General features: G+C 70.3%; 16 protein-coding genes. 7 read left to right on the forward strand and 9 right to left on the reverse strand.

Annotation, left to right across the window (positions count from 1 at the left end):
* The first annotated feature begins 46 nt into the window (after positions 1-46).
* A complete protein-coding gene (locus PQI07_RS11470) occupies positions 47-1,225 on the forward strand; it encodes an efflux RND transporter periplasmic adaptor subunit (protein ID WP_075380944.1) in 1,179 nt (392 codons plus the stop codon).
* A gap of 147 nt (positions 1,226-1,372) precedes the next feature.
* Positions 1,373-4,546 (forward strand): efflux RND transporter permease subunit, encoded by a 3,174-nt coding sequence (locus PQI07_RS11475; RefSeq protein WP_053609600.1) that lies wholly within the window; start codon positions 1,373-1,375, stop codon positions 4,544-4,546.
* A 160-nt stretch (positions 4,547-4,706) separates the two neighbouring features.
* Here the strand turns inward: PQI07_RS11475 and PQI07_RS11480 are convergent, their stop codons facing one another.
* A complete protein-coding gene (locus tag PQI07_RS11480; protein ID WP_274926653.1) occupies positions 4,707-5,525 on the reverse strand; it encodes a hypothetical protein in 819 nt (272 codons plus the stop codon).
* A 128-nt stretch (positions 5,526-5,653) separates the two neighbouring features.
* On the opposite strand from PQI07_RS11480, the gene PQI07_RS11485 reads away from it, so the two are divergent.
* Positions 5,654-6,109: a DsrE family protein gene (locus tag PQI07_RS11485; protein WP_043353674.1), complete on the forward strand. Its 456-nt coding sequence runs from the start codon at positions 5,654-5,656 to the stop codon at positions 6,107-6,109.
* 104 nt (positions 6,110-6,213) lie between these two features.
* Here PQI07_RS11485 and PQI07_RS11490 read toward each other — a convergent pair whose 3' ends face one another.
* Together PQI07_RS11490 and PQI07_RS11495 are read right to left on the reverse strand one after the other, a co-directional pair.
* The gene (locus PQI07_RS11490) at positions 6,214-6,789 is read right to left on the reverse strand and encodes a phospholipase A2 family protein (RefSeq protein ID WP_107059924.1); all 576 of its coding nucleotides are present in this window, start codon (positions 6,787-6,789) and stop codon (positions 6,214-6,216) included.
* Positions 6,790-6,892: 103 nt separating this feature from the next.
* Positions 6,893-7,144 carry a hypothetical protein gene (locus PQI07_RS11495; protein ID WP_043353672.1) on the reverse strand — a complete coding sequence of 84 codons (252 nt, stop codon included), beginning with the start codon at positions 7,142-7,144 and terminating at the stop codon, positions 6,893-6,895.
* 293 nt (positions 7,145-7,437) lie between these two features.
* Between PQI07_RS11495 and PQI07_RS11500 the strand changes: the two genes are divergently transcribed.
* From PQI07_RS11500 to PQI07_RS11510, 3 genes are all read left to right on the forward strand, one after another.
* Positions 7,438-7,698, forward strand: a complete 261-nt coding sequence (locus tag PQI07_RS11500) for a hypothetical protein (RefSeq protein ID WP_274926654.1) — start codon at positions 7,438-7,440, stop codon at positions 7,696-7,698.
* A gap of 257 nt (positions 7,699-7,955) precedes the next feature.
* Positions 7,956-8,207 (forward strand): hypothetical protein, encoded by a 252-nt coding sequence (locus tag PQI07_RS11505; RefSeq protein ID WP_043353668.1) that lies wholly within the window; start codon positions 7,956-7,958, stop codon positions 8,205-8,207.
* Positions 8,208-8,518: 311 nt separating this feature from the next.
* Complete coding sequence (locus PQI07_RS11510; protein WP_043353666.1) at positions 8,519-9,214, forward strand: VIT1/CCC1 transporter family protein; 696 nt, start codon at positions 8,519-8,521, stop codon at positions 9,212-9,214.
* A 90-nt stretch (positions 9,215-9,304) separates the two neighbouring features.
* On the opposite strand, the gene PQI07_RS11515 is transcribed toward PQI07_RS11510, so the two are convergent.
* A complete protein-coding gene (locus tag PQI07_RS11515) occupies positions 9,305-9,511 on the reverse strand; it encodes a hypothetical protein (RefSeq protein ID WP_043353665.1) in 207 nt (68 codons plus the stop codon).
* Positions 9,512-10,451: 940 nt separating this feature from the next.
* On the opposite strand from PQI07_RS11515, the gene PQI07_RS11520 reads away from it, so the two are divergent.
* Positions 10,452-10,853 carry an EF-hand domain-containing protein gene (locus tag PQI07_RS11520; protein WP_043383999.1) on the forward strand — a complete coding sequence of 134 codons (402 nt, stop codon included), beginning with the start codon at positions 10,452-10,454 and terminating at the stop codon, positions 10,851-10,853.
* 672 nt (positions 10,854-11,525) lie between these two features.
* On the opposite strand, the gene ftsH is transcribed toward PQI07_RS11520, so the two are convergent.
* From ftsH to PQI07_RS11545, 5 genes are all read right to left on the reverse strand, one after another.
* The gene (gene ftsH / locus PQI07_RS11525) at positions 11,526-13,424 is read right to left on the reverse strand and encodes an ATP-dependent zinc metalloprotease FtsH (protein ID WP_274926655.1); all 1,899 of its coding nucleotides are present in this window, start codon (positions 13,422-13,424) and stop codon (positions 11,526-11,528) included.
* 401 nt (positions 13,425-13,825) lie between these two features.
* On the reverse strand, positions 13,826-16,117 hold the full coding sequence (locus tag PQI07_RS11530) for a glycoside hydrolase family 65 protein (protein WP_274926656.1): 2,292 nt from the start codon (positions 16,115-16,117) through the stop codon (positions 13,826-13,828).
* Positions 16,114-16,839, reverse strand: coding sequence for an HAD family hydrolase (locus PQI07_RS11535; RefSeq protein WP_274926657.1), 726 nt, complete (start codon positions 16,837-16,839; stop codon positions 16,114-16,116). The genes PQI07_RS11530 and PQI07_RS11535 overlap by 4 nt, the downstream gene beginning before the upstream one ends.
* A gap of 223 nt (positions 16,840-17,062) precedes the next feature.
* Positions 17,063-18,088 carry an NAD-dependent epimerase/dehydratase family protein gene (locus tag PQI07_RS11540; protein WP_274926658.1) on the reverse strand — a complete coding sequence of 342 codons (1,026 nt, stop codon included), beginning with the start codon at positions 18,086-18,088 and terminating at the stop codon, positions 17,063-17,065.
* Between the two features lie 144 nt (positions 18,089-18,232).
* The gene (locus tag PQI07_RS11545; protein ID WP_075380937.1) at positions 18,233-19,453 is read right to left on the reverse strand and encodes an ATP-grasp domain-containing protein; all 1,221 of its coding nucleotides are present in this window, start codon (positions 19,451-19,453) and stop codon (positions 18,233-18,235) included.
* Positions 19,454-19,543: the final 90 nt, after the last annotated feature.

The raw sequence follows: 19,543 nt of genomic DNA on the forward strand, positions 1-19,543 counted from the left end.
CCGAGGCCAAAGACCATCCGTAACGATCTCAGGTTGAGGGCCGGCCGTGCCGATCGTGCTGCAGCTTCCCGGATCCGTCCGTCTTCTCGCCCTCGCGGCCATCGCCGGATGCGCCGCCGGTTGCCGCGATTCGAACCAGTACGTCCCGCCACCGCCGCCCGGCGTCTCGGTCTCGCAGCCGGTCGTGCGCACGGTGACGCGCTACTTCGAACTCACCGGCAACACCAAGGCGTTCGCGGCCGTCGATCTCGAGGCGCGGGTCCAGGGCTTTCTGGAGGCGATCACCTACAAGGACGGCGCCGTGGTGAAGGCGGGCGCGCCGCTCTTCGCCATCCAGCGCAACACCTACGAGGCGCAGCTCAAGCAGGCGCAGGGCGCCCTGGCGGCGCAGCAGGCCGCTCTGGCGAACGCCCAGTCCGAATATCAGCGCCAATCCACGCTGGGGCGGCAGGAATTCGCCTCGCAGGCCCGGGTCGAGGACGCGAAGACCAAGCAGGACCAAGCCAGCGCCGCCGTCATGGAGGCGCAGGCCAACCTCGACATCGCCACCATCAACCTCGGCTACACGCAGGTCTCCGCGCCCTTCGACGGCGTGGTCACCAACCACCTGGCGGATGTCGGGGCGCTCGTCGGCATCAGCGGGCCGACCAAGCTGGCGCAGCTCGTCCGCATCGATCCGCTCTACGTCTACTTCAACGTCAGCGAGCAGCAGGTGCTGCTGGTCAAGCAGCACCTGCGCGCGACGCAGCAGCCGCTGGGCGATCTGGCCAAGATACCGGTGGAGATCGGCCTGCAGACCGAGACCGGCTATCCGCATACCGGCCGGCTCGACTACCTCGCGCCGCAGGTCGATCCGTCCACCGGCACGCTGCTGGCCCGGGCGCTCATCGAGAACGGCGATCACGCGCTCCTCCCGGGCCTGTTCGTGCGGGTCCGGATCCCGGTCGGCCGCGACGACAAGGCGCTGCTGGTCCGCGACGACGCCATCGGGACGAACCAGCAGGGCAGCTACGTGCTCACGGTCGGGGCCGACAACACGGTCGCGCAGCGGGTGGTGACGCTCGGGGCGCGGGACGGGCGGTACCGGGTGATCGAGGCGGGGCTCGCCCCCGGCGACTGGGTCGTCACGGACGGCATCCAGCGAGCCATCCCCGGGGCCAAGGTCGCACCCCAGAAGTCGGCGGTGGCCGAGGCCTCTCCAGGCCCGGCGCCGCTTCAGCGGTGAGACACCGGCCGGTGCGCCCGGCCGAGCCCGCGAGACCGATGGTCCAGGGCACCGATCCGCCCGGTCACCGGAGGCCGGCATCCGCCCATCCGCGGCCCGCCGATGCGGCGGCCCGCCCCTGAGACGCCGGCACCGAGGGCCAACGGCATGATCTCGCGCTTCTTCATCGAGCGGCCGGTCCTGGCCAACGTGCTGGCCCTGATCATGGTGCTGGTCGGCGCGGTGTCGCTCCTCAACCTGCCCGTGTCGCAATACCCCAACGTCGTGCCGCCGACGGTCCAGGTCACCACGCGCTATCCGGGTGCGAGCGCCCGCACGGTGATCGACACGGTGGCGCTGCCGATCGAGCAGCAGGTCAACGGCGTCGAGGGCATGCTCTACATGCAGTCGACCAGCGCGAGCGACGGCACCTACACCCTCACGGTCACCTTCGCGATCGGGACGGACGGCGATCAGGCGCAGGTGCTGGTGCAGAACCGCGTCGCGATCGCGATGTCCTCGCTGCCGCAGGCGGTCCAGGTCCAGGGCGTCACGACCCAGAAGAAATCCACCGCAATCCTGCAATTCGTGACGCTGTCGGCCACCGACGGGAAGTTCGACAGCCTGTTCCTGTCGAATTACGGCGTGATCAACGTGCAGAACGAGCTGGCCCGGCTCCCCGGCGTCGGCAACGTCACGGTGTTCGGCGCCGGCCAGTACGCGATGCGGATCTGGCTGGACCCCGATCTGCTCCAGGCCCGGGGCCTCACCCCCGACGCCATCATCAACACCGTGCAGCAGCAGAGCCAGGAGGTCACCGCCGGGGCCCTGGGGATGCCGCCGGTGCCGACCGGACAGGATTTCCAGTACACCCTCAACATCAACGGTCGGCTGAACGACGCCCCGGACTTCGAGAACATCATCATCAAGGCGGACGCGCAGGACGGCGGCCGCATCACCCGCCTGCGCGACGTCGGTCGGGTCGAACTCGGCGCGCAGACCTACAGCCAGTCCTTCACCCTGAACGGTCAGGCCGCCGCCGGCATCGGCATCTACCAGCTGCCGGAGGCGAACGCGCTCACGGTGGCGAACGCCGTCGGCACCCGGATGGCCGAACTCGCCAAGACCTTCCCGCCGGGCCTCGTCTACGCCATCCCGTTCGACACGACCGCGTTCGTCCAGGCCTCGATCCACGAGGTCTACAGGACGCTGTTCGAGGCCGCCGTGCTGGTCCTGATCGTCATCCTGGTCTTCGTCCAGGACTGGCGGGCCATGCTGGTGCCGGCGACGACGGTGCCGGTGACCATCATCGGCGCCTTCGCCGCCATGGCGGCGATGGGCTTCAGCGTGAACCTCTCGACTTTGTTCGCCATCGTGCTGGCGATCGGCATCGTGGTGGACGACGCCATCGTGATCGTCGAGGGCGTGGCCCACCATATCGACGAGGGCCTCTCGCCCCGGGCGGCGGCCGAGAAGGCGATGGAGGAGCTGTTCGGCCCGATCATCGGCATCACCCTGGTGCTCATGTCGGTCTTCGTGCCGGCCGCGTTCCTCCCCGGCCTGACCGGGCAGCTCTACAAGCAGTTCGCCCTGGTGATCGCCGCCACCGCGCTGATCAGCGCGATCAACGCCGCCACGCTGAAGCCGACCCAATGCGCCCTGTGGTTGCGCAAGCCGGTGCCGCCGGAGAAGCGGAACCTGTTCTACCGCGGCTTCAACCGCGTCTACGGGGTCGTCGAGGGCTGGTACGCCCGGCTGATCGCCCACATGGTCCGGCGCAGCGGCCTCATGGCCGTCCTCGCGCTCCTGCTGATCGGCCTGGCCGGATGGGGATTGACCCGCCTGCCCACCGCCTTCCTGCCCACGGAGGATCAGGGCTACGTGCTGATCGGGGCCCAGCTGCCCGACGGGGCCTCGAAGGAGCGCACCGACGCGGTGATGCAGCGCATCAGCGCGCAGGCGAAGGCGACGGCCGGCGTCGACAACGTGCTCACCATCAGCGGCATCTCGGTCCTCGATTCCAACGCCACCCTGCCCAATGCCGGTGTCGCCTACGTCGTCCTCAAGGACTGGGACGCCCGGGCCCGGGAGAAGGGCCAGGATCTGCGCAGCCTCTACGACCGCTTCAATACGATGCTGGAGGGCGTCGAGGACGCCGCGACCTTCGTGCTCATCCCGCCGCCGATCCAGGGCATCGGCAATGCCAGCGGCTTCACCATGCAGGTGGAGCTGCGCAACGGCGACTTCGATTACCCCCTGCTGGAGAGCCTCGCCCGGACGATCGTCGCCGACGGGAACGCGCAATCGGGCTTGCGGAAGCTCAACACCTCGTTCCGGGCCGGCGTGCCGCAGATCGCGATCGCGGTGGACCGGATCAAGGCCGAGGCGCTCGGCGTCACGGTCGGGCAGGTCTTCTCGACGCTCTCGAGCTACGTGGGGTCGTCCTACGTCACGCAGTTCAACAAGTTCGGCCGGACCTTCCAGGTCTACGTGCAGGCCGCGCCCGATTACCGGCTCCGCCCCGAGGACGTCGAGAACCTGAAGGTGCGGGCCGGCAACGGGGCGATGGTGCCGCTCGGCACCATCGTGGAGATCAAGACCGTGCAGGGCCCGTCCCTGATCAGCCTCTACAACCTCTACCCGACGGCCACGATCGTGGGCGGGGCGGCGCCGGGCTTCAGCTCCGGGCAGGCGCTGGACCTGATGCAGCAGATCGCCGCCAAGGTGCTGCCGCCGGGCACGGGCTATGACTGGACGGCGATGTCGTACCAGGAGAAGGCCGTCGGCGCGCAGATCTACCTCGTGTTCGGGCTCGCCATCCTCCTCGTCTACCTGGTCCTGGCCGGCCAGTACGAGAGCTGGATCCTGCCGCTGGCGGTCCTGCTCGGGGTGCCGCTGGCGCTCCTGGGCACGGTCGGGGCGCTGCTGCTGCTCGGCGTCGCCAACAACCTCTACACGCAGATCGGCCTGATCCTGCTGATCGCGCTGGCGAGCAAGAACGCCATCCTGATCGTCGAGGTCGCCCGCGAGAAGCGGCAGGCCGGTCTCGACATCGCGGCCGCGGCCGTGGAGGCGTCGCGGTTGCGCTTCCGCCCGATCCTGATGACCTCGTTCGCCTTCATCCTCGGCGTCCTGCCCCTCGTCACCGCCTCCGGGGCCGGCGCTGCCGCGCGCAAGTCGATCGGCATCACGGTCTTCAGCGGGATGCTGGCCTCGACCTGCCTCGCGGTGCTGTTCGTGCCGTGCTTCTACGTCATCCTGCAGCGCGTCGAGGAGCGGCGCGCGCAGGGGCGGCAGCCTGTGCCGACCGGGACCGCATCCTCGGCCCCCGAGAGGGTCTGACACCGTGACGGAGGGCGCGCATCCCGGATTGCGTCGGGTCCCGGGGGGCGGCGTGGCGGGTCCAGCCTGACGCCGCCGCGAGGATTTCGGCTCCTGGCGCGTCCCCCGCAACAGGGCGGTCGAGCGTACCGCGACACCGGGGATCGGACGCCCCGCCGCTTCACCGCGTGACGACGCCGGGCTCCTTCGGACTGGGCCGGCGCTGCAGGATGAGAAGCCCGGCCGAGTAGATCAAAGAGACGAGGAGGGCGGCACACAGGGCGGCGGCGGCACCGAGGGCCTGGACCGTCAGGTGAAGCGTGAGCAGCGCCAGGCCGAAGCCGAAGACGCCCCGGATCGCAATGCTGGCCAAGCGTGCCATCGCGCCCCCGCCGATCCGGCGATGCAGGATCACGAAGGTGCTCGTCAGGGTGACCGGAAAGGCGGCGACCACCCCGGTCCGCGCCGGTCCCAGGGCCGAACTGACAGCCAGGACAACCGCCACGAACAGGGCCACGGCCGTCGCTCGGGCCAGGAGATCCACCGGTCGCGGCCGCGCGACGACCGCGCTCCGGACGAGGGAGGTTCGCACCGCCTGCCGGGTCGCGACGGCCCCCGCGCCATAGACGAGTGCGTTGAGCCCGAGGGCCGTCAGCGGCGTCCAGGACGCGGCGGATACGGGGATGGCCACCGCCAGCCATGCCAGCGTCGCCGGACCGAGGGTCGAGCCCAGATCCCGGCCGCTGGCCCGCAGGGCGTAGACGGTCAGGAACAGGCCCGTCGCCGCATTGGCGGCGAAGCCGTTGAGGGCCGCCCCGGCGACGAAGTCGGTATCGTGTTCCAAGGCCATGAACAGGTAGGCCGGCCCGGCCGAGACCGGCAGGCTGACGATGAGGGCGCCCCAGACCGGTCCGAGGAGTTCCGCCAGCACGGAGGCCAGCACGACGACGGTTCCCGAGGCCAGCGCCCGGACCAGGGCTGTTACCCATATCGCTGCCACGGCCGCTTCCCCGGCATCGCACCGCCGATCCGGATCGACTTCGGAGCCGCGGCTTCGCTATCACGGGCGCCGGGCCTGGGCCAAAGTCACGGGCTCCGACAGGCGCCGGCCCCGACCGGAGATCAGCCATGCGACAGCTCCCCCGACGCCCGATCCTGTTCCTGCTGGCCGGGCTCGCCGCCGCCCCGGTCTCCGCCGCCGAGACGGGCAGGGGGCACCGCGTCGTGTTCCAGGTGGACACAGCCGACCCGGCCACGATGAACCTGACGCTCAACAACGCCACCAACGTGGTCGATCATTACCGCGCCAAGAACGAGGCGGTGGAGATCGACATCGTCGCCTTCGGGCCGGGCCTCGCCATGTATCGGGCCGACAAATCCACCGTGGCCGACCGGATCGCGCATTTCGCCGAGTCCGGCTTCCCGTCGAAGATCCAGTTCTCGGCCTGCAACAACACCAAGACCGCCATGGAGAAGGCCGAGGGGCATCCGATCCCGCTGCTGCCGCAGGCGACGATCGTTCCCTCCGGCGTCGTGCAGATCATGGAGCGGCAGGAGCAGGGGTGGAGCTATGTGCGGCCGTAGGGTGATCTGCCGGCGCGCGGCCTGCGCCGCCGCCGGTCCCGCGGCGGTGCGGGACGGGCGCGACTTCCGAAGTCCCGGCCGAGGAGCCGGTCCACCGACCGGGATCAGGGGGCGCGGCAGTCCATCGCGGCCGTCGCCTCGATCACGCTGAGGGCCCTGCGCCGGACTTCCAGCGTCACCTTCGGGCTGTCCGAGACGATGGAGGCCTCCCGTTTCAGCGTCGCGTCGCAGGCGCATGAACTGTACCCGGCCGTGTCATAGCAGGCATCGTGGCGCATGCATGCGGCGTCCAGGTCGTCGGTCGGCGGCAACCCCTCGCCGCGCTGCCCCTTCCCGCAATAGTTGCCGTGAAACAGTTCCTTGCCGGCAATGACTTGGCCAAGCTCGCCCTTGGGCGGGGCCGGCGCCTCGGCGCGGCCGCCCGGGTTCAGGTCGTTGGCCGGGCCGCCGGCCTTGGATCCAGACGAGCGGAGCGTCTTCGGGATATCGGACCGTTCGTCGGGCTCGTTCAGGGCCCCGCCGGCCCGCCCGTTCGGATCGGAGACATCCGGAAGGGGCGGGGGCGGCCCGGGGCGAGGCTCCCCGTCTTCGGCGGATGGAGGCGCCACAGGCGCCTGTGCGAGCGCACCCTGAGAGGTCAGGACGACAACCGCGAGGACAATCGCACGGACGAGGGTCATGACCGGTCCCGATGGCTACGGCGCAGGCGCGCGCAAGGTGTCTCGGCCCAAGCGGGGTTCGGTCTGCCCGGGCCGGCGAGGCGAGGATATGCCCGCGACGGATCTAGTAGCGGTCGTCGCGGTACCCGCGGTAGCGACGCTCCTCGAAGACGCGCGCATCCCTGCGGCCGTAGCCGCCCATGTCGCGATGGCGGCGATACCCGTGCGCGGGCGCCCATGCAGGCGGGCCGCCGGGGCGGAAGCCGCGTTCCCCACGGGCCCAGGGCGGATCGGCCAGGGCGGCGGACGAGGTCCCGAGAACGCCTCCCGCCAAGGTCAGTGCGCCGAGCAGGAACAACGTTGGCGTGCGAAACATGGAGCCTCCCTCGCAGCGGGGTTGGTCCCGGTGCGGCTCAGATACGGCGCTCGGGGCAAATCCGTTCCACGCGCCGCGCAGCACCATGGGCCCATGCGACGACTGGGTTGCGCGGTTTGAGCCGGTCAGACGTGCGACAGATCGGCAGGAACAACCTCAAAGAATTTCTTCAGTATTTAGGTCGGCGATATCTCCGGTCTTCGAACATCGGGCGATACTTTCGAGACATCGAATTTTTCTGGAACGGTCGCGGCCACCCTGCCGTTTAGGGGCTCCAACACAGGAGACGCTCAATGCGAAGCTTCCCGATCATCATTCTCGCCACTCTCGCTCTCGGCGGCAGCGCCATGGCCGCCGAGCAGGGGGCTTCGTCCAAGGCGCCCGGCCACGAGATGCAGGACCGCGGAAGCCGGGCGGGGAGCCCCGGCGCATCCGGCTATGCTCCCGGACACGAGATGAAGTCCGGCGGGACGGAATCGACCGGTTCGACCACGCGGACCGGCGGCACGGCTACCGGTACGTCCGGCACCGGTTCGACCGGAACCCACCGCTGACGCACCTGCTGCGCCCCTTCCGGCCCTGTCGGCCGGTCGGGGCGCAGTTCCGCGGGCGGTCGGGCTCTCCAGCGCAATCATCGTCGCCCTTGCACCGCGCCGGGCCACAGATCCGCTGAGGGCCCCGTCCGGAACGCCCGCCGGGGCACCGTCCGGCGCCGGCTGTCCGGGCCAACGCCGACGGGCCCGCCGGCGTGCAACCGCTTTCGACCCATTCGACTTACCGACCGGATTCATCGAGCCGAAGGGGCATCGCCATGCCGATACGTTTGGTCACGACCGTTCTGTTTCTGTCCACCGCGGCAACCTCCGTCTGGGCCGCGCCGATGTCCGCCGACGAGAAGGCGGCGTTCCAGCAGCAATGCATGGGCGACTTCACGACCTTCTGCGGCGACCTGACCCCGGAGGATGGTCCCGGAACACAGGCCTGCTTCGAGAAGAACATGGCGAAGCTCTCCACCGGCTGTCGGGAGGCCATACAGAGCTTCAAGCAGGCGAAGCGCGGCTGAGCCGTCGGCCGCTCAGCCCGAGCGGGCACGCCTGGCGCTGCCGGGACAGGCGCGCAGCCGAAACCGTTGGGGCTTTGGAGGGGGGCTTTGGAGGGATGACCCGCCGGGTGTGACCAGGGTCCTGCCGATCTCCTCGCGCCGGCGGGGTCGGCCGTTCCATCTGGCTCGGGCCCGGCGGAAACGCCCGGCCTGAGCGGGCTTCTCTGCGCCACAGCCGCTTCGGTGCATCGCCACCTCTGGCACGAGCGCGCCCTGCGTCGCATACTTCCCGGCAGCGGCAGATCCACACCCGCCGAGAGAGGCTGACGCCGATGCGCGCGCGCCATGCGGAAAGCCACCTGATCGAGCGCATCGGCTGGTTGCGTGCCGCGGTGCTGGGCGCCAACGATGGGCTCGTATCCACGGCCAGTCTGATCGTCGGCGTGGCGGCCTCCGCCGCCGCCGCCAGCGATATCCTGGTCGCCGGTACGGCGGGCCTCGTCGCCGGCGCGATGTCGATGGCGGCCGGTGAGTACGTCTCGGTGAGCTCCCAATCCGATACGGAGCGGGCCGACCTCGCGCGCGAGCGGCGCGAACTCGAACAGGACCCGGCGGCCGAGCGGGAGGAGCTTGCGGGGATCTACGTCTCGCGCGGCCTCGACCACGATCTCGCGCTGAAGGTCGCCGACCAGCTGATGGCGCGGGACGCCCTCGGCGCCCATGCCAGGGACGAACTCGGCATCTCCACGTTCACCACGGCGCGCCCGATCCAGGCTGCGCTGACCTCGGCGGCGACGTTCTCCGCGGGCGCGGCCATGCCCCTTCTCGTGGCCGCGGTCTCTCCGGCCGACTATCTCGTCGTCTCGGTGTCCGCAGCTTCGCTGACGTTCCTCGCTGTGCTCGGAGCGTTGGGCGCGAAGGTGGGCGGCGCAGCGATCCCGCGGGCGACCGCGCGGGTTGCGTTCTGGGGGGCCCTGGCGATGGCGGTCACCGCGGGGATCGGGCATCTCGTCGGCAAGGTTGTGTGACCGCTCGGCCGGAGACACGGCGGAGGCGCAAGCCAAGGATCACGGAGCGCTGGGCGGCATTGCTGTTGCGCGCGTTACGCAGCGTCGGGCTCAGCGCGAGCCGATCTGCCCGACAACACGGTCAATCTCATCGATGACGCTCACCAGGAGTTTCGCCTGCTTGTCCAGATCGGCGACTGCCGGGCGGCCCGGCGTGTCCGTCGTCCACCAACGACCGTTATCGATGACGTCGACCAGCCGGCCGAGGCGGGCGTGCTCACGTTTCAGGGTGTCGATAAACTCCTTGCCGCTCTGCATGGACCCCTCCCTCTCGGACGGCCGAGCCGAGACTTGCCCCCGGAGCGGACCGCTTGAACGTGCGCAATCCCTCGTGTCGGCAAGGGAAGCGGCGATGGCCAGGGCCTTGATCCATTTCGGTTTGTTGAGACGGATACTGGCAAATAGCGACGTCCGACGCGACGATGACGTCGCGGCACATGACATCCGGGCAACTGCCGCCGCGTCGGTCTTGCACCGGAGACGACCGCGACGGCGCGCGCCGAGGCTTCGCGCTGGGCAGAGGTGACTCTGGCGGTGTCGGGTTCAGGCCGTGCGGGTGCCGCGGTGGTCGCAGTCATGATGAGCCTACCTGTTCGCGCTCCAGCGACCGGCCGATCGAAGTCGAACTCGCATACAAGGTCAGCCTCGCGTCGTTGAGCCAGATCAACGCCAAGCCGCTGTTCCCGAGTCCGTTGCGAGCGCGCGGATTGCTGCCGGCACGGTGGACGCCACACTCAGCGGGTTCGGGCCGGTTCTCGAACTCCACCGGGCCTGCGGGAGCCGAGCGTCGCGTGCCGCCCGGCCGCTTTGTCGAAGCGTGGGGGGCGGAGCGGCATCAGCGGAGCGGGTCTGCCCCTGCGCCGGATCGCCAGGACGGGCGCATCCGCCACGACGCGTGCCGTCATGCGCGCCTGCACCGCCGGTCTCGCCATCACACCCCAACCGGGTATCGGTGACACCCCCAGCGGGCCCCGCGAGGGACTTCGATGGCCGGGGCGCATCCGGCGCCCAGGACGTGGCGATGCCGACGGAATGGCATGCCTCAGATCGAACGCCGATCCTGAGGTCCTGAGCGGTTGATCAACATCAATGTGTGACCCCTCGGGGCAGGTAACCTGAATTCGGTTGCGCCCACGGCCGACCGCATCGCTGGCGACATTGCGCGTGACGAAGGACATCTCTCGCTGGGGAGGGTTTCATGACGCTGGCGACACTAGTGCAGGTGACGGCCCTCACCACACTCCTCGCGGCCGGCTCGCTGTCCAGCGCAGGTGCTCAGACATCAACGGGCCCGGAGAACACGCCGGACCCAGCCTCCCCGCCCAACCGACCCAGCATGATGGGGCGGGGCATGATGAGCGGCATGGGAGGACTGGGCCATGGCGGCATGTGTGGCATGATGGACCACATGATGGACGGGATGATGGCCGGCGGCCTCCGAATGCGGATGATGTTCGCGATTGCGGATACGGACGGGGACGGTTCTCTCTCGTTCGACGAAGTGACGGCTATCCATAAGCGTCTCTTCAACGCGGTCGACGCCAACAAGGATGGAAAGGTGACCCCCGAGGAGCTTCGGAAATTCTTCTCGGATCGGTAGTCGAAGCTCACAGCAAGCCGCAGAGACCGAGCGGGACGAGCCCGCGCAGCCGCCACGTCGTCCTCCGCCCAGCCCGGCCTTGGGCCGGCGATGAGGCGGGTCGGCGATCCCATGAGGCATGAGCGTGCCGGCGCACCCGGCGCCTTCCACGGGCGAAGGGTCGGGGTGCGGGCGCGCGATGAGGTGCGGATCGGAGGCCGACCACAGATGGGGCGCCGCCGCCATGGCCACGCCGTTCGGCGAGCCCGACGCCACCCGTGTGACCGGCACCCGGCCTTCGCCGCGCCGGCCGGCCGGCGGGTCGATCCGCCGTCCCGGTGACCCCGCCTCGAACAGCGCCTCCGGGACCACGCGCGGGACCACGCGCGCGTGGGAAGCCGCCCATGACACAGATATGCTCAAGCATCTCCTCATCGTGCCGGTGGCCGTCGTCGGCGGCTTCCTCGTCGCGACGGGGTGGCCCGCCGCCGCCGCCGCGTTGCGGGCTCTGCTGACCGGTGCGCGGTACCCGCCCAGGATCGCGGGCTCGGGTGTGATGCCGGCGGCTGTTCCAGAGCCGGAACGGGCCAGGCGCGTTCGCCTCACGGACGATCAGGTCGCCAAGGCCAGGATCCGCCCCAGACGGCCTTCCGGTCCTGCCGGCTGCGCCGTCGGCCCGGATGGCCGCCGGCTTCATCGGTCGGTGCCCTGCTTCGCATCGACCGGCAGCCGGACGACCGGCGCGCGCCGCCGCTCGGGCTCGGGAGACGGGCCTCGTTCCGGGCCCGGCCTGAGCGCGGGAAACTCCGCCGCCGTCACCGTTTCCACGTCGAGGAGGAGCGCGGCCCCGCCCTCCAGATCCTGCCGCCGCCGTCTCAGGATCTCTGTCGCCGTCTCGAATGCCCCCGCCACGATGTCCCGGCCGGCAACGTCGATCTCGCGAGCCGTCAGGTCGGACGCGTTCGGCCGGTCGCTGCCGATCTCGGACAGGAACGGGTTCGCGGGTGGCAGATAGGTGCGCTGGCCGACCTCCGGCGTCATCCCGTGCCGGGTCACCATCTCCAGCGCGATCTGGGTCGCGCGCTGCAGGTCGTCCGCGGCACCGGTCGAGACATCCCCGTCGAAGACCAGCGCCTCGGCCGCACGGCCGCCGAGCAGGACCGCGATCCGGTTCCGCAGCGCGCTCGCGGTGATCAGGAACCTGTCCTCGGTGGGACGCTGGATCGTGTAGCCGAGCGCCCCGACGCCGCGCGGGATGATCGAGACCTTCAGGACCGGATCGACACCCGGCAGGCTCGCGGCAACGAGGGCGTGTCCCATCTCGTGGAACGCCACGCGCCTGCGCTCCTCCGGCCCAAGCACGCGGCTGCGCTTCTCAACCCCGGCCACGATCCGCTCCATGGCGGCCGTGAAGTCGGCATAGGTGACGTCCGCGCCGCCGCGCCGGGTCGCCACGATGGCGGCCTCGTTGACGAGATTGGCGAGGTCGGCGCCGGTGAATCCGGGCGTGATGCCCGCCACCTCGTCCAGGTCGAGCTCCCCGGCGAGCCGGACCTTGCCGACATGCACCTTCAGGATCTCGACACGGCCCTTCCGGTCGGGGCGGTCGACGAGCACCTGCCGGTCGAAACGGCCGGGCCGGAGGAGCGCCGGATCGAGGACCTCCGGCCGGTTCGTCGCAGCGAGAAGGATCACGCCGGTGGTCGGGTCGAACCCGTCGAGTTCCGCGAGGAGCTGGTTGACGGTCTGCTCGCGCTCGTCGTGGCCCCCCAGGATCTGCGTGCCGCTGCGGCTGCGGCCGAGGGAGTCCAGTTCGTCGATGAAGATGATGGCGGGCGCGGCCTCGCGGGCCTGCTCGAACAGGTCTCGTACCCGGGCGGCGCCGACGCCGACGAACATCTCGATGAATTCGGCCCCCGAGATCGAGAAGAACGGCACGCCGGCCTCGCCGGCGACGGCGCGCGCGAGCAGCGTCTTGCCGGTGCCCGGCGGCCCGACGAGCAGGATGCCCTTCGGTGACCGCGCCCCGAGCCGCCCGAAGGACTTGGGATCCTTGAGGAAGGCGACTGTCTCCTGCAATTCGGCCTTGGCCTCGTCGACGCCGGCCACGTCCTTGAACGTCACCTTCGTGTCGGTCTCGACATAGACCTTGGCCTTCGATTTGCCGATGGCCATGAGGCCGCCGAGGCCGCTCCGCCCGGACACGCGGCTGAAGAGGGCGCGCCACAGAAAATAGACGGCGAAGGCAGGCAGGATCCAGGAGAGGAGGCCCGTCATGAAGCCCGTGGATGGGGCTCCCTTGACCACCACGCCCTTGGCCGAAAGCCTGTCGGCGAGGGCTGGATCGACGCGCGTCGCCACCACGTACCGGTGGCCGTTGTCCGCCGGCTCCTTCAGCGTGGCCGCAATCCGGTCGGTGCCGACGGTCGCCTCGGCAATCTTTCCCTGGGCGACCAATTGCTCGAACTGACTGTAGGGGATCGCGTCCGTCTGGCTGAAGCCGACCCAGAGATCGTGGACGAGCAGGACGCCGAAGGAGGCCGCCGCCACGGACCAGAGCGCCCAGCTCAACTTGCGCTGACTCGGGTCCATGAGCGCCTCCCACGTCGCCTCGGGAAGTGCGCCGTTCGGCCGCTCGTCGCTTTGCGCCAGCTCAAATGTCTCGGCCCGTCTGCAACCGCGGCGCGGGGTGGCGACATCCGTCGGTCGAGCGGGCTGAACGCGCAGCCTGTTCGGAGCCGCGGTCGAACGCGGCTCCGCATGACGCCGCAGCGAACCTCCGGTCGCCCCATGCGGACCGGCATGGGGGGCGGCTGCCGCCTGTGACGGGCGACCGTGCTTTGCTGGCCGGATCGGCGCCGAACCCATCGCCGATCAACATCCCGGGGATGGCCCCTCGGCGTGCGTCGCGGCGGGGATCGCTTACGGAGGGGAGAGGGCGGGCGGTCCCGGTCCCGCAACCGAGATCCACCGCCCGCTCCAGGACGACGGTCTCATCCGCCGACGCCCTTGACCGTCAGGGGCCGGTCCATCGCGATGACGAAGGCGGCGCCTCCAGCGAAGACCGTCATGGGAGCCCCCCGGTCGAGGGCGACACGCAGCACACGGGTCGTCCCGTCTATGGCCACGGTCAGGTCCCGCCCGCGCCACCGGACCCTGAAGTCGAGGCTCTGCCAGTCGGCCGGCAGGCACGGATCGAAAGCGAGCCCGTCAGCCCGCAGCGACAACCCGGCGAAGCCGAGGATCGCTATCATCCAAACCCCGCCGAGGGCCGCGACGTGGATGCCGCCGCCGATCGCCACATGGGTGTCGGCGAGATCGATTGCCGCGCTTCGGCGGAAGTAGCTCAGCGCTGCCTCGGCACGCCCCAGCCGCGCGGCCGCGAGGCCGTGCATGGCCCGGCTCAGGGAGCTCCCGTGCCCGCATCGGGGCTCGTAATGGTCGAAGTTGGTCCCGCCGCTCGCGCCCGGAAAGGCCTCGGGCAGGAGGGCCAGGAGCGCGACGACGTCGGCCTGCTTGATGACCTGCGCCCGCTGCGTCCGCTCGCGCCCCAGCACGACATCCATCGGCACCGAGCGCCCGGCATAGGCGTTCAAATCGACCGTCTCCAAGGCCGAGAAGCCCGCGAACTGCTCGAACAGCCCCGTGGCCGGATCGAAGCCGGTGGCGATGGCCTCCGCCGCCTCACGCCAGTGCGCCAGTTCCGGCTCGCCGAGGTCCAGACTCCGCGCGAGGCGCGCCCACGTCTCCGGCCAGCGGGCCTGCACGAGGGCGGCGACGTCGAGGCCGCGCGCGATGGTCCACCGGGCCATCCCATTGGTGAAGGCGTTGTCGTCCACGCCCTCGTGATACTCGTCCGGCCCGATGACCGTGCGGATGTGACGCCGGCCGTCCGCCTCCGGCGCCGCACGCCAGGTCCAGAACCGGGCCGTCTCCAGGATGATCTCAGCCCCAGCCTCCTGCAGGAAGGCTTCGTCCTCGGTCGCCTGCCAGTATTGCCACACCGCATAGGCCACGTCGGCGCTGATATGCTGCTCCTGGCTGCCGCAGAGGACGTCCAGGATCTTGCGGTCCGGGCCGACCGTCTGGGCGGGCGTGACCTCCGACCCGCTATCGGCCGATTCCCAGGCGTAGAGGGCGCCCCGACAACCCATCTGCGCGGCCTTGGCGCGGGCCGCGTCCAGGGTGCGGAAGCGGTACATCAGGAGGGTGCGCGCGGCCTCCGGCCAGGTCAGTGCGTAGAAGGGCACGAGAAAGATCTCGGTGTCCCAGAAGACGTGGCCGCGGTAATCGTCCCCCGTGAGGGCGCGGGCTGCGACGGAGACGTGCGGGTCTTCCGGATTCGCCGCCCCGTTCAGGTGGTAGATGGCGAAGCGCAGTGCGGCCTGGGCGGCATCGTCACCGGTCACCCGGATGTCGCTGTAGCGCCAGCGCTCGGCCCAGGCCGCCTCGTGGCGGGCGAGGATGCCGCGCCAGCCGAGCGTGCGCGCGGCGGCCAGTTCCTTGCGGGCCCGGGCGCCCGCATGGACGTCGGTGGCGTGGTGGCGGGTCACCGCGATGATGCGCCGGAAGGTCACGATCTGGCCCGGCTGGGCGGTCCAGCTCCAGTTCCAGGTCAGGTCGCCCCGCATCACGGGCTGACGCTCGATCCCGTCGACCTCCAGGGAGGCCGCCGCCGCGATGGCGAGGCTCCGGCCGGATCGCCAGGTGCGCCACGCCTTCAGGTCGAGTTCCGCCCGTTCCGGCGCGAGTTCGAAATCCGTGGGCCCGAACGCGGCCTCGAAGGTGAGGTCGCTGACCCCGCTCTCGATCCGAAGCTCGATCACCTGCATGCCGATCGCACGCGCGTGCAGCGACACCAGCCGCAGGGAGCGCAGGCAGACATCGAGCGGGGCGTTGCAGGTCTGGCGGGCCTCCATGAACAGGGCCCCCCGTCGCATGTCCAGGGTCAGAGCCCGCGAGGACCGGTCCGGGCAGCGCATGAGCGGGCCGTCCGGCAGGAGGATGCGGACCTGCGTCCAGTCGGGGGCCGGCACCAGTTCCGGAACCACGCTGTCGGGCGTCGGCGTGTCGAACAATCCGGCGACGTAGATCCGCGGCGGAACAGCCCGGCAGGCGCCGAGATGGGAAGCCAGCCCGCCCCGCACGCCGAGAAAGCCGTTGCTGAGGGCGAAGCGGGTTTCGAAGGTGCTCTCCCGCAGCAATTCGTATCCGGTCTCGCGCAGCAGCCAGGACGGATCGCCTCCAGCGATCATGTCTTCGGCCAAGGTGTCGGCCACGCTCATGCGGCATCTCCCGAAGACGACGGCGCGATATGCTCGATGCAGATCTCGTCGAAACTCGCGACCACCCGGTCGGCCCCCGCTGCCCGCAATTCGTCGGCGTCGCCGAGGCGGGCGATGCCGATGGCCGTCATGCCGCCGGCCTTGGCGGCCCGGATGCCCACGGGGGCGTCCTCGGCCACGAAACAGCGGGCCGGGACGACCCGCAATTCGGCGGCGGCCAGCAGAAAGATCTCGGGGTCCGGCTTGCCGTGGCGCAGGGCGCGGCCGCAGATGCGGGCCGCGAACGCGTCGAGCAGCGTCCGGTCCTCGCTCAGCGGCACCGCGCGCATCATGGCCTCCGCGTTCTTCGAGGACGAGGCCGCCGCCAGGGGCCAGCCCCGGCCGGCGAGGGCCCGGACGAAGCGGAGGGCGTCCGGAAAGGCCGTCACGCCCTCGGCCGCAACGATCCGCTCGAGACAGCGCTGTTTCGCATCGGCGTAGGCCGACACGAGGCGCTCGGTATCCGGTAGACCCAGCGCGGCGAGGGCCGCGCGGGCCCCGTCGATCCGGGCCTTTCCGGCGACCTGCGCCTGATACAGGGCGGTGGTGAAGGGCCGGGGATCCGCGACGCCGGCGAGCGCCTCGCGCCAGGCACGTTCATGCGGGGACGCCAGCAGGACGCCGTCGACGTCGAAGATGAAGGCGGGGGCGCTCGGGCGGCGCGTGATCGGTGGAGGCCTCATCCCGTCGCTCCCCCGGCCGAATGGCGCGTCCTGCGGATCAGCCATCTCCCGGTCGCGCCGAAGACCAGAACCGACCTGGCGTCGGCGCGGGAGAGCATCCGGCCGCCGAATGTCAGGAGCGCCAGTGACTTGCGGGCTGGGCCGGCCTCGAGCCTCTCCGGCGACCGATGCGCGTCCGGCAGCCCGCCTGCCGGCGACACCCCGCTCGACGGCATCGGGCCGATCAGGACGCAAAGCCGGTGCTGCGGGCCGGTGCGGCCACATCCGCGCGCGGGACGGACCGCTCGGTGAGCCATGCGACCGCCAGCGCCAGTGCTTCGTCGATCGGTCTGGGTTCGTAGCCGAGTTCCCGGCGCGCCTTGCTGTGGTCGAACGCCGTGGAACGCAGCGCAAGGCGCACGCCCTCGCGCACGGCCACCGGACTTCGGTGGGAGATATGATCGGCGAACCACTCGGCAACGATGGCCACCGCCATCGCGAGGCTGCCCGGCAACGCCATGGACGGCATGCGTCGGCCCGTCATCCGCTCCAGCCTGGAGAGGAGCTGCCGCAGCGGCACGTTCTCGCCGCCCAGCACGTAGCGCTGCCCGGCTTGTCCCTTCTCCCCCACCAGACGCAGCCCCTCGGCCACGTCCCGGACATCGACGAGGTTGAGCGTGCAATCGAGGAAGAACGGCGTCTGCCCGGTCAGGAAGAGGGCGAGCATCGCCGCGGGCGGCGTCATGTTCCAGTCGTCCGGTCCGATCGGGACCGTGGGGCTCGCGATCACGACATCGCGGCCCGCCTGCGCGGCGGCGAACGCCGCCTGCTCGGCCAGGCATTTCGATCGTGTATAGGGACCGGCCATCCGGTCCAGGGATGAGAGATCGCCGTCGCGCACCCGCGCAGCATCCCGAAATCCCGTGAGCAGCACCGCCTCGGTCGAGCAATGCACGACCCGTGCGGCAGGCGGCGCTGCGGCCAGCAGGCGTTCCGTGCCCTCGGCGTTCGCGCGGGCCAAGGCACCCCGCTCGGGGGCCCATAGGTGCGCGTCGCCGGCCAGATGATAGACGCGCGCGATCCCGACCATCGCGGACGACAGGGCGGCGGCATCGAGAATCGAGCCGCGGCGATACTCGGCGTCAGCCGAAAGGCCACGCGGGTCGCCACAGTCGAGCACGCGCACGCTGCGCCCTGTGGCAATGATCGACTGGACGAGATGGCGGCCAATAAAGCCGCATCCACCCGTAACGAGATCGACGGCGGTCATCGGATTTCTCTGGAATTCGATGCGATGCTGATGTTCTGCTCATTTATTGCGTTGATCTCGATCAATTCCGCCGGTGTATCGGTGCGGAATTGGCGGCCAATACAATGCGGCGATTGGGCGGCCCGGGTCGGGCGAGCTGGAGGCTTAGGCCAGATCTCGAATGTGCCGCATCGCTTCGGGTGTCAGGAGGTGAGCGCCCCATCCCTGCCGCACCATCGCTCCGGCGCAGGCCGGCCGCGCGAGGAGCATGAGCGCCGCACCCACCACCGGCAGGACGCTCAAGGGATCGAGACGCACCGGCGTCAATTCTTCGCGCGCCTGCGCGAAGGGTCCTGGGCGGCCGACAAGCTGCAGGATCGACGCGACGAGGTTCCGCCGGCGGGCGCCCCGAAGCGCCGCGCCGAGGAGGACTTGCAGGGCGAGCCGCGTGCGCACCCCCGGCCGGCCCATGCGGCCGTGCGCGATGCTGTGACCGGCAGATACGCGGACCAGCAGGTCCGCAAGGTTGAGGCCCGCGAGGCTGGCGGCCATCGGCTCGACGAGGCGCGGATTGCCGTCGATGTAGAGCGGGCGCTCGCCGCGGTCGTCCGTGAAGTAATCGACGGACAATGCGCCGTGCCAGGACAGATGGGAGCCGATCTTTGCAAGATCGCTGGCGACGTTGGGGCGATGAACGCTTTCTTTGAGCGCCGCGCCGCCGCCTGCTCCCTCGACGAGCCTGCGCGTGGCGTGGAACCCGACGAGCCGCCCCTCCTGGAAGACGGCCTGCGCCTGCTCGAGGGGCGCGGACACCCATGCCTGCACGAGGATCGGCTCGCCCGGGCTCGCCACATGCGCGAGTTCGGCCGCGGCACGGTCCCGGTCCGCCTCGCAACGGATCAACCAGGTGCTGCGGCTCGCCGTGCCCAGGGCGGCCTTCACGACGAACGGGTAGGCCGCGTGCTGGGCGAGGCTGCGCGGATCGTCGAGCAAATGTGTTGGGGGCTGTTGCAGGCCGAGCTCGGTCAGCAGGCCGCGAAAACCGAGCTTCGTCAGGACGCGCTCGTAGCTTTCGAAGGCCGGAACCGCAAACGCAACCCGCGGGCGCAGTTCGTCGGCCAAGCGGGCGACGAGGTATCCCTGCTCGTGGATGGGCAGGAGGACATCGAATCTCTCCCGCGAGAGCGTCTCGTGGAGGAAGTGTCGAAACCCCTCCGGATCCGTGCCGAGGGGCGGGCAGCGATAGCGGCGGACGACCAAGCGCGAGAACCGCCCGAGGCAGATCCGGGCCGGATCGCAGTAGGCGACCTCGTGCCCGGCGAGCGCCAGGGCCGTGATGGCTTGGCGCGCAGACGTGCTGCTGCCCTCGGTCAGGAGAACGCGCATGCGGTGCTCGTCGCCTCCAGGATGCTCGGCGGCATGCCCGTCGCGCCGAGGCCGTCGATGCCCGTGTCGATGCCTTCAGGGCAGAGCGTC

The organism is Methylobacterium sp. 092160098-2, assembly GCF_028920805.1.
Taxonomy (GTDB): domain Bacteria; phylum Pseudomonadota; class Alphaproteobacteria; order Rhizobiales; family Beijerinckiaceae; genus Methylobacterium; species Methylobacterium fujisawaense.

Excerpts from the sequence above, each read along its gene's own strand:
- PQI07_RS11520 (WP_043383999.1), top strand. The coding sequence starts at position 10,452 with ATGACGCTGGCGACACTAGTGCAGGTGACGGCCCTCACCACACTCCTC.
- PQI07_RS11500 (WP_274926654.1), top strand. The coding sequence starts at position 7,438 with ATGCGAAGCTTCCCGATCATCATTCTCGCCACTCTCGCTCTCGGCGGC.
- PQI07_RS11490 (WP_107059924.1), bottom strand. The coding sequence starts at position 6,789 with ATGACCCTCGTCCGTGCGATTGTCCTCGCGGTTGTCGTCCTGACCTCT.
- PQI07_RS11535 (WP_274926657.1), bottom strand. The coding sequence starts at position 16,839 with ATGAGGCCTCCACCGATCACGCGCCGCCCGAGCGCCCCCGCCTTCATC.
- PQI07_RS11505 (WP_043353668.1), top strand. The coding sequence starts at position 7,956 with ATGCCGATACGTTTGGTCACGACCGTTCTGTTTCTGTCCACCGCGGCA.
- PQI07_RS11485 (WP_043353674.1), top strand. The coding sequence starts at position 5,654 with ATGCGACAGCTCCCCCGACGCCCGATCCTGTTCCTGCTGGCCGGGCTC.
- PQI07_RS11545 (WP_075380937.1), bottom strand. The coding sequence starts at position 19,453 with ATGCGCGTTCTCCTGACCGAGGGCAGCAGCACGTCTGCGCGCCAAGCC.
- PQI07_RS11495 (WP_043353672.1), bottom strand. The coding sequence starts at position 7,144 with ATGTTTCGCACGCCAACGTTGTTCCTGCTCGGCGCACTGACCTTGGCG.
- PQI07_RS11475 (WP_053609600.1), top strand. The coding sequence starts at position 1,373 with ATGATCTCGCGCTTCTTCATCGAGCGGCCGGTCCTGGCCAACGTGCTG.
- PQI07_RS11540 (WP_274926658.1), bottom strand. The coding sequence starts at position 18,088 with ATGACCGCCGTCGATCTCGTTACGGGTGGATGCGGCTTTATTGGCCGC.
- PQI07_RS11510 (WP_043353666.1), top strand. The coding sequence starts at position 8,519 with ATGCGCGCGCGCCATGCGGAAAGCCACCTGATCGAGCGCATCGGCTGG.
- PQI07_RS11530 (WP_274926656.1), bottom strand. The coding sequence starts at position 16,117 with ATGAGCGTGGCCGACACCTTGGCCGAAGACATGATCGCTGGAGGCGAT.
- PQI07_RS11515 (WP_043353665.1), bottom strand. The coding sequence starts at position 9,511 with ATGCAGAGCGGCAAGGAGTTTATCGACACCCTGAAACGTGAGCACGCC.
- ftsH (WP_274926655.1), bottom strand. The coding sequence starts at position 13,424 with ATGGACCCGAGTCAGCGCAAGTTGAGCTGGGCGCTCTGGTCCGTGGCG.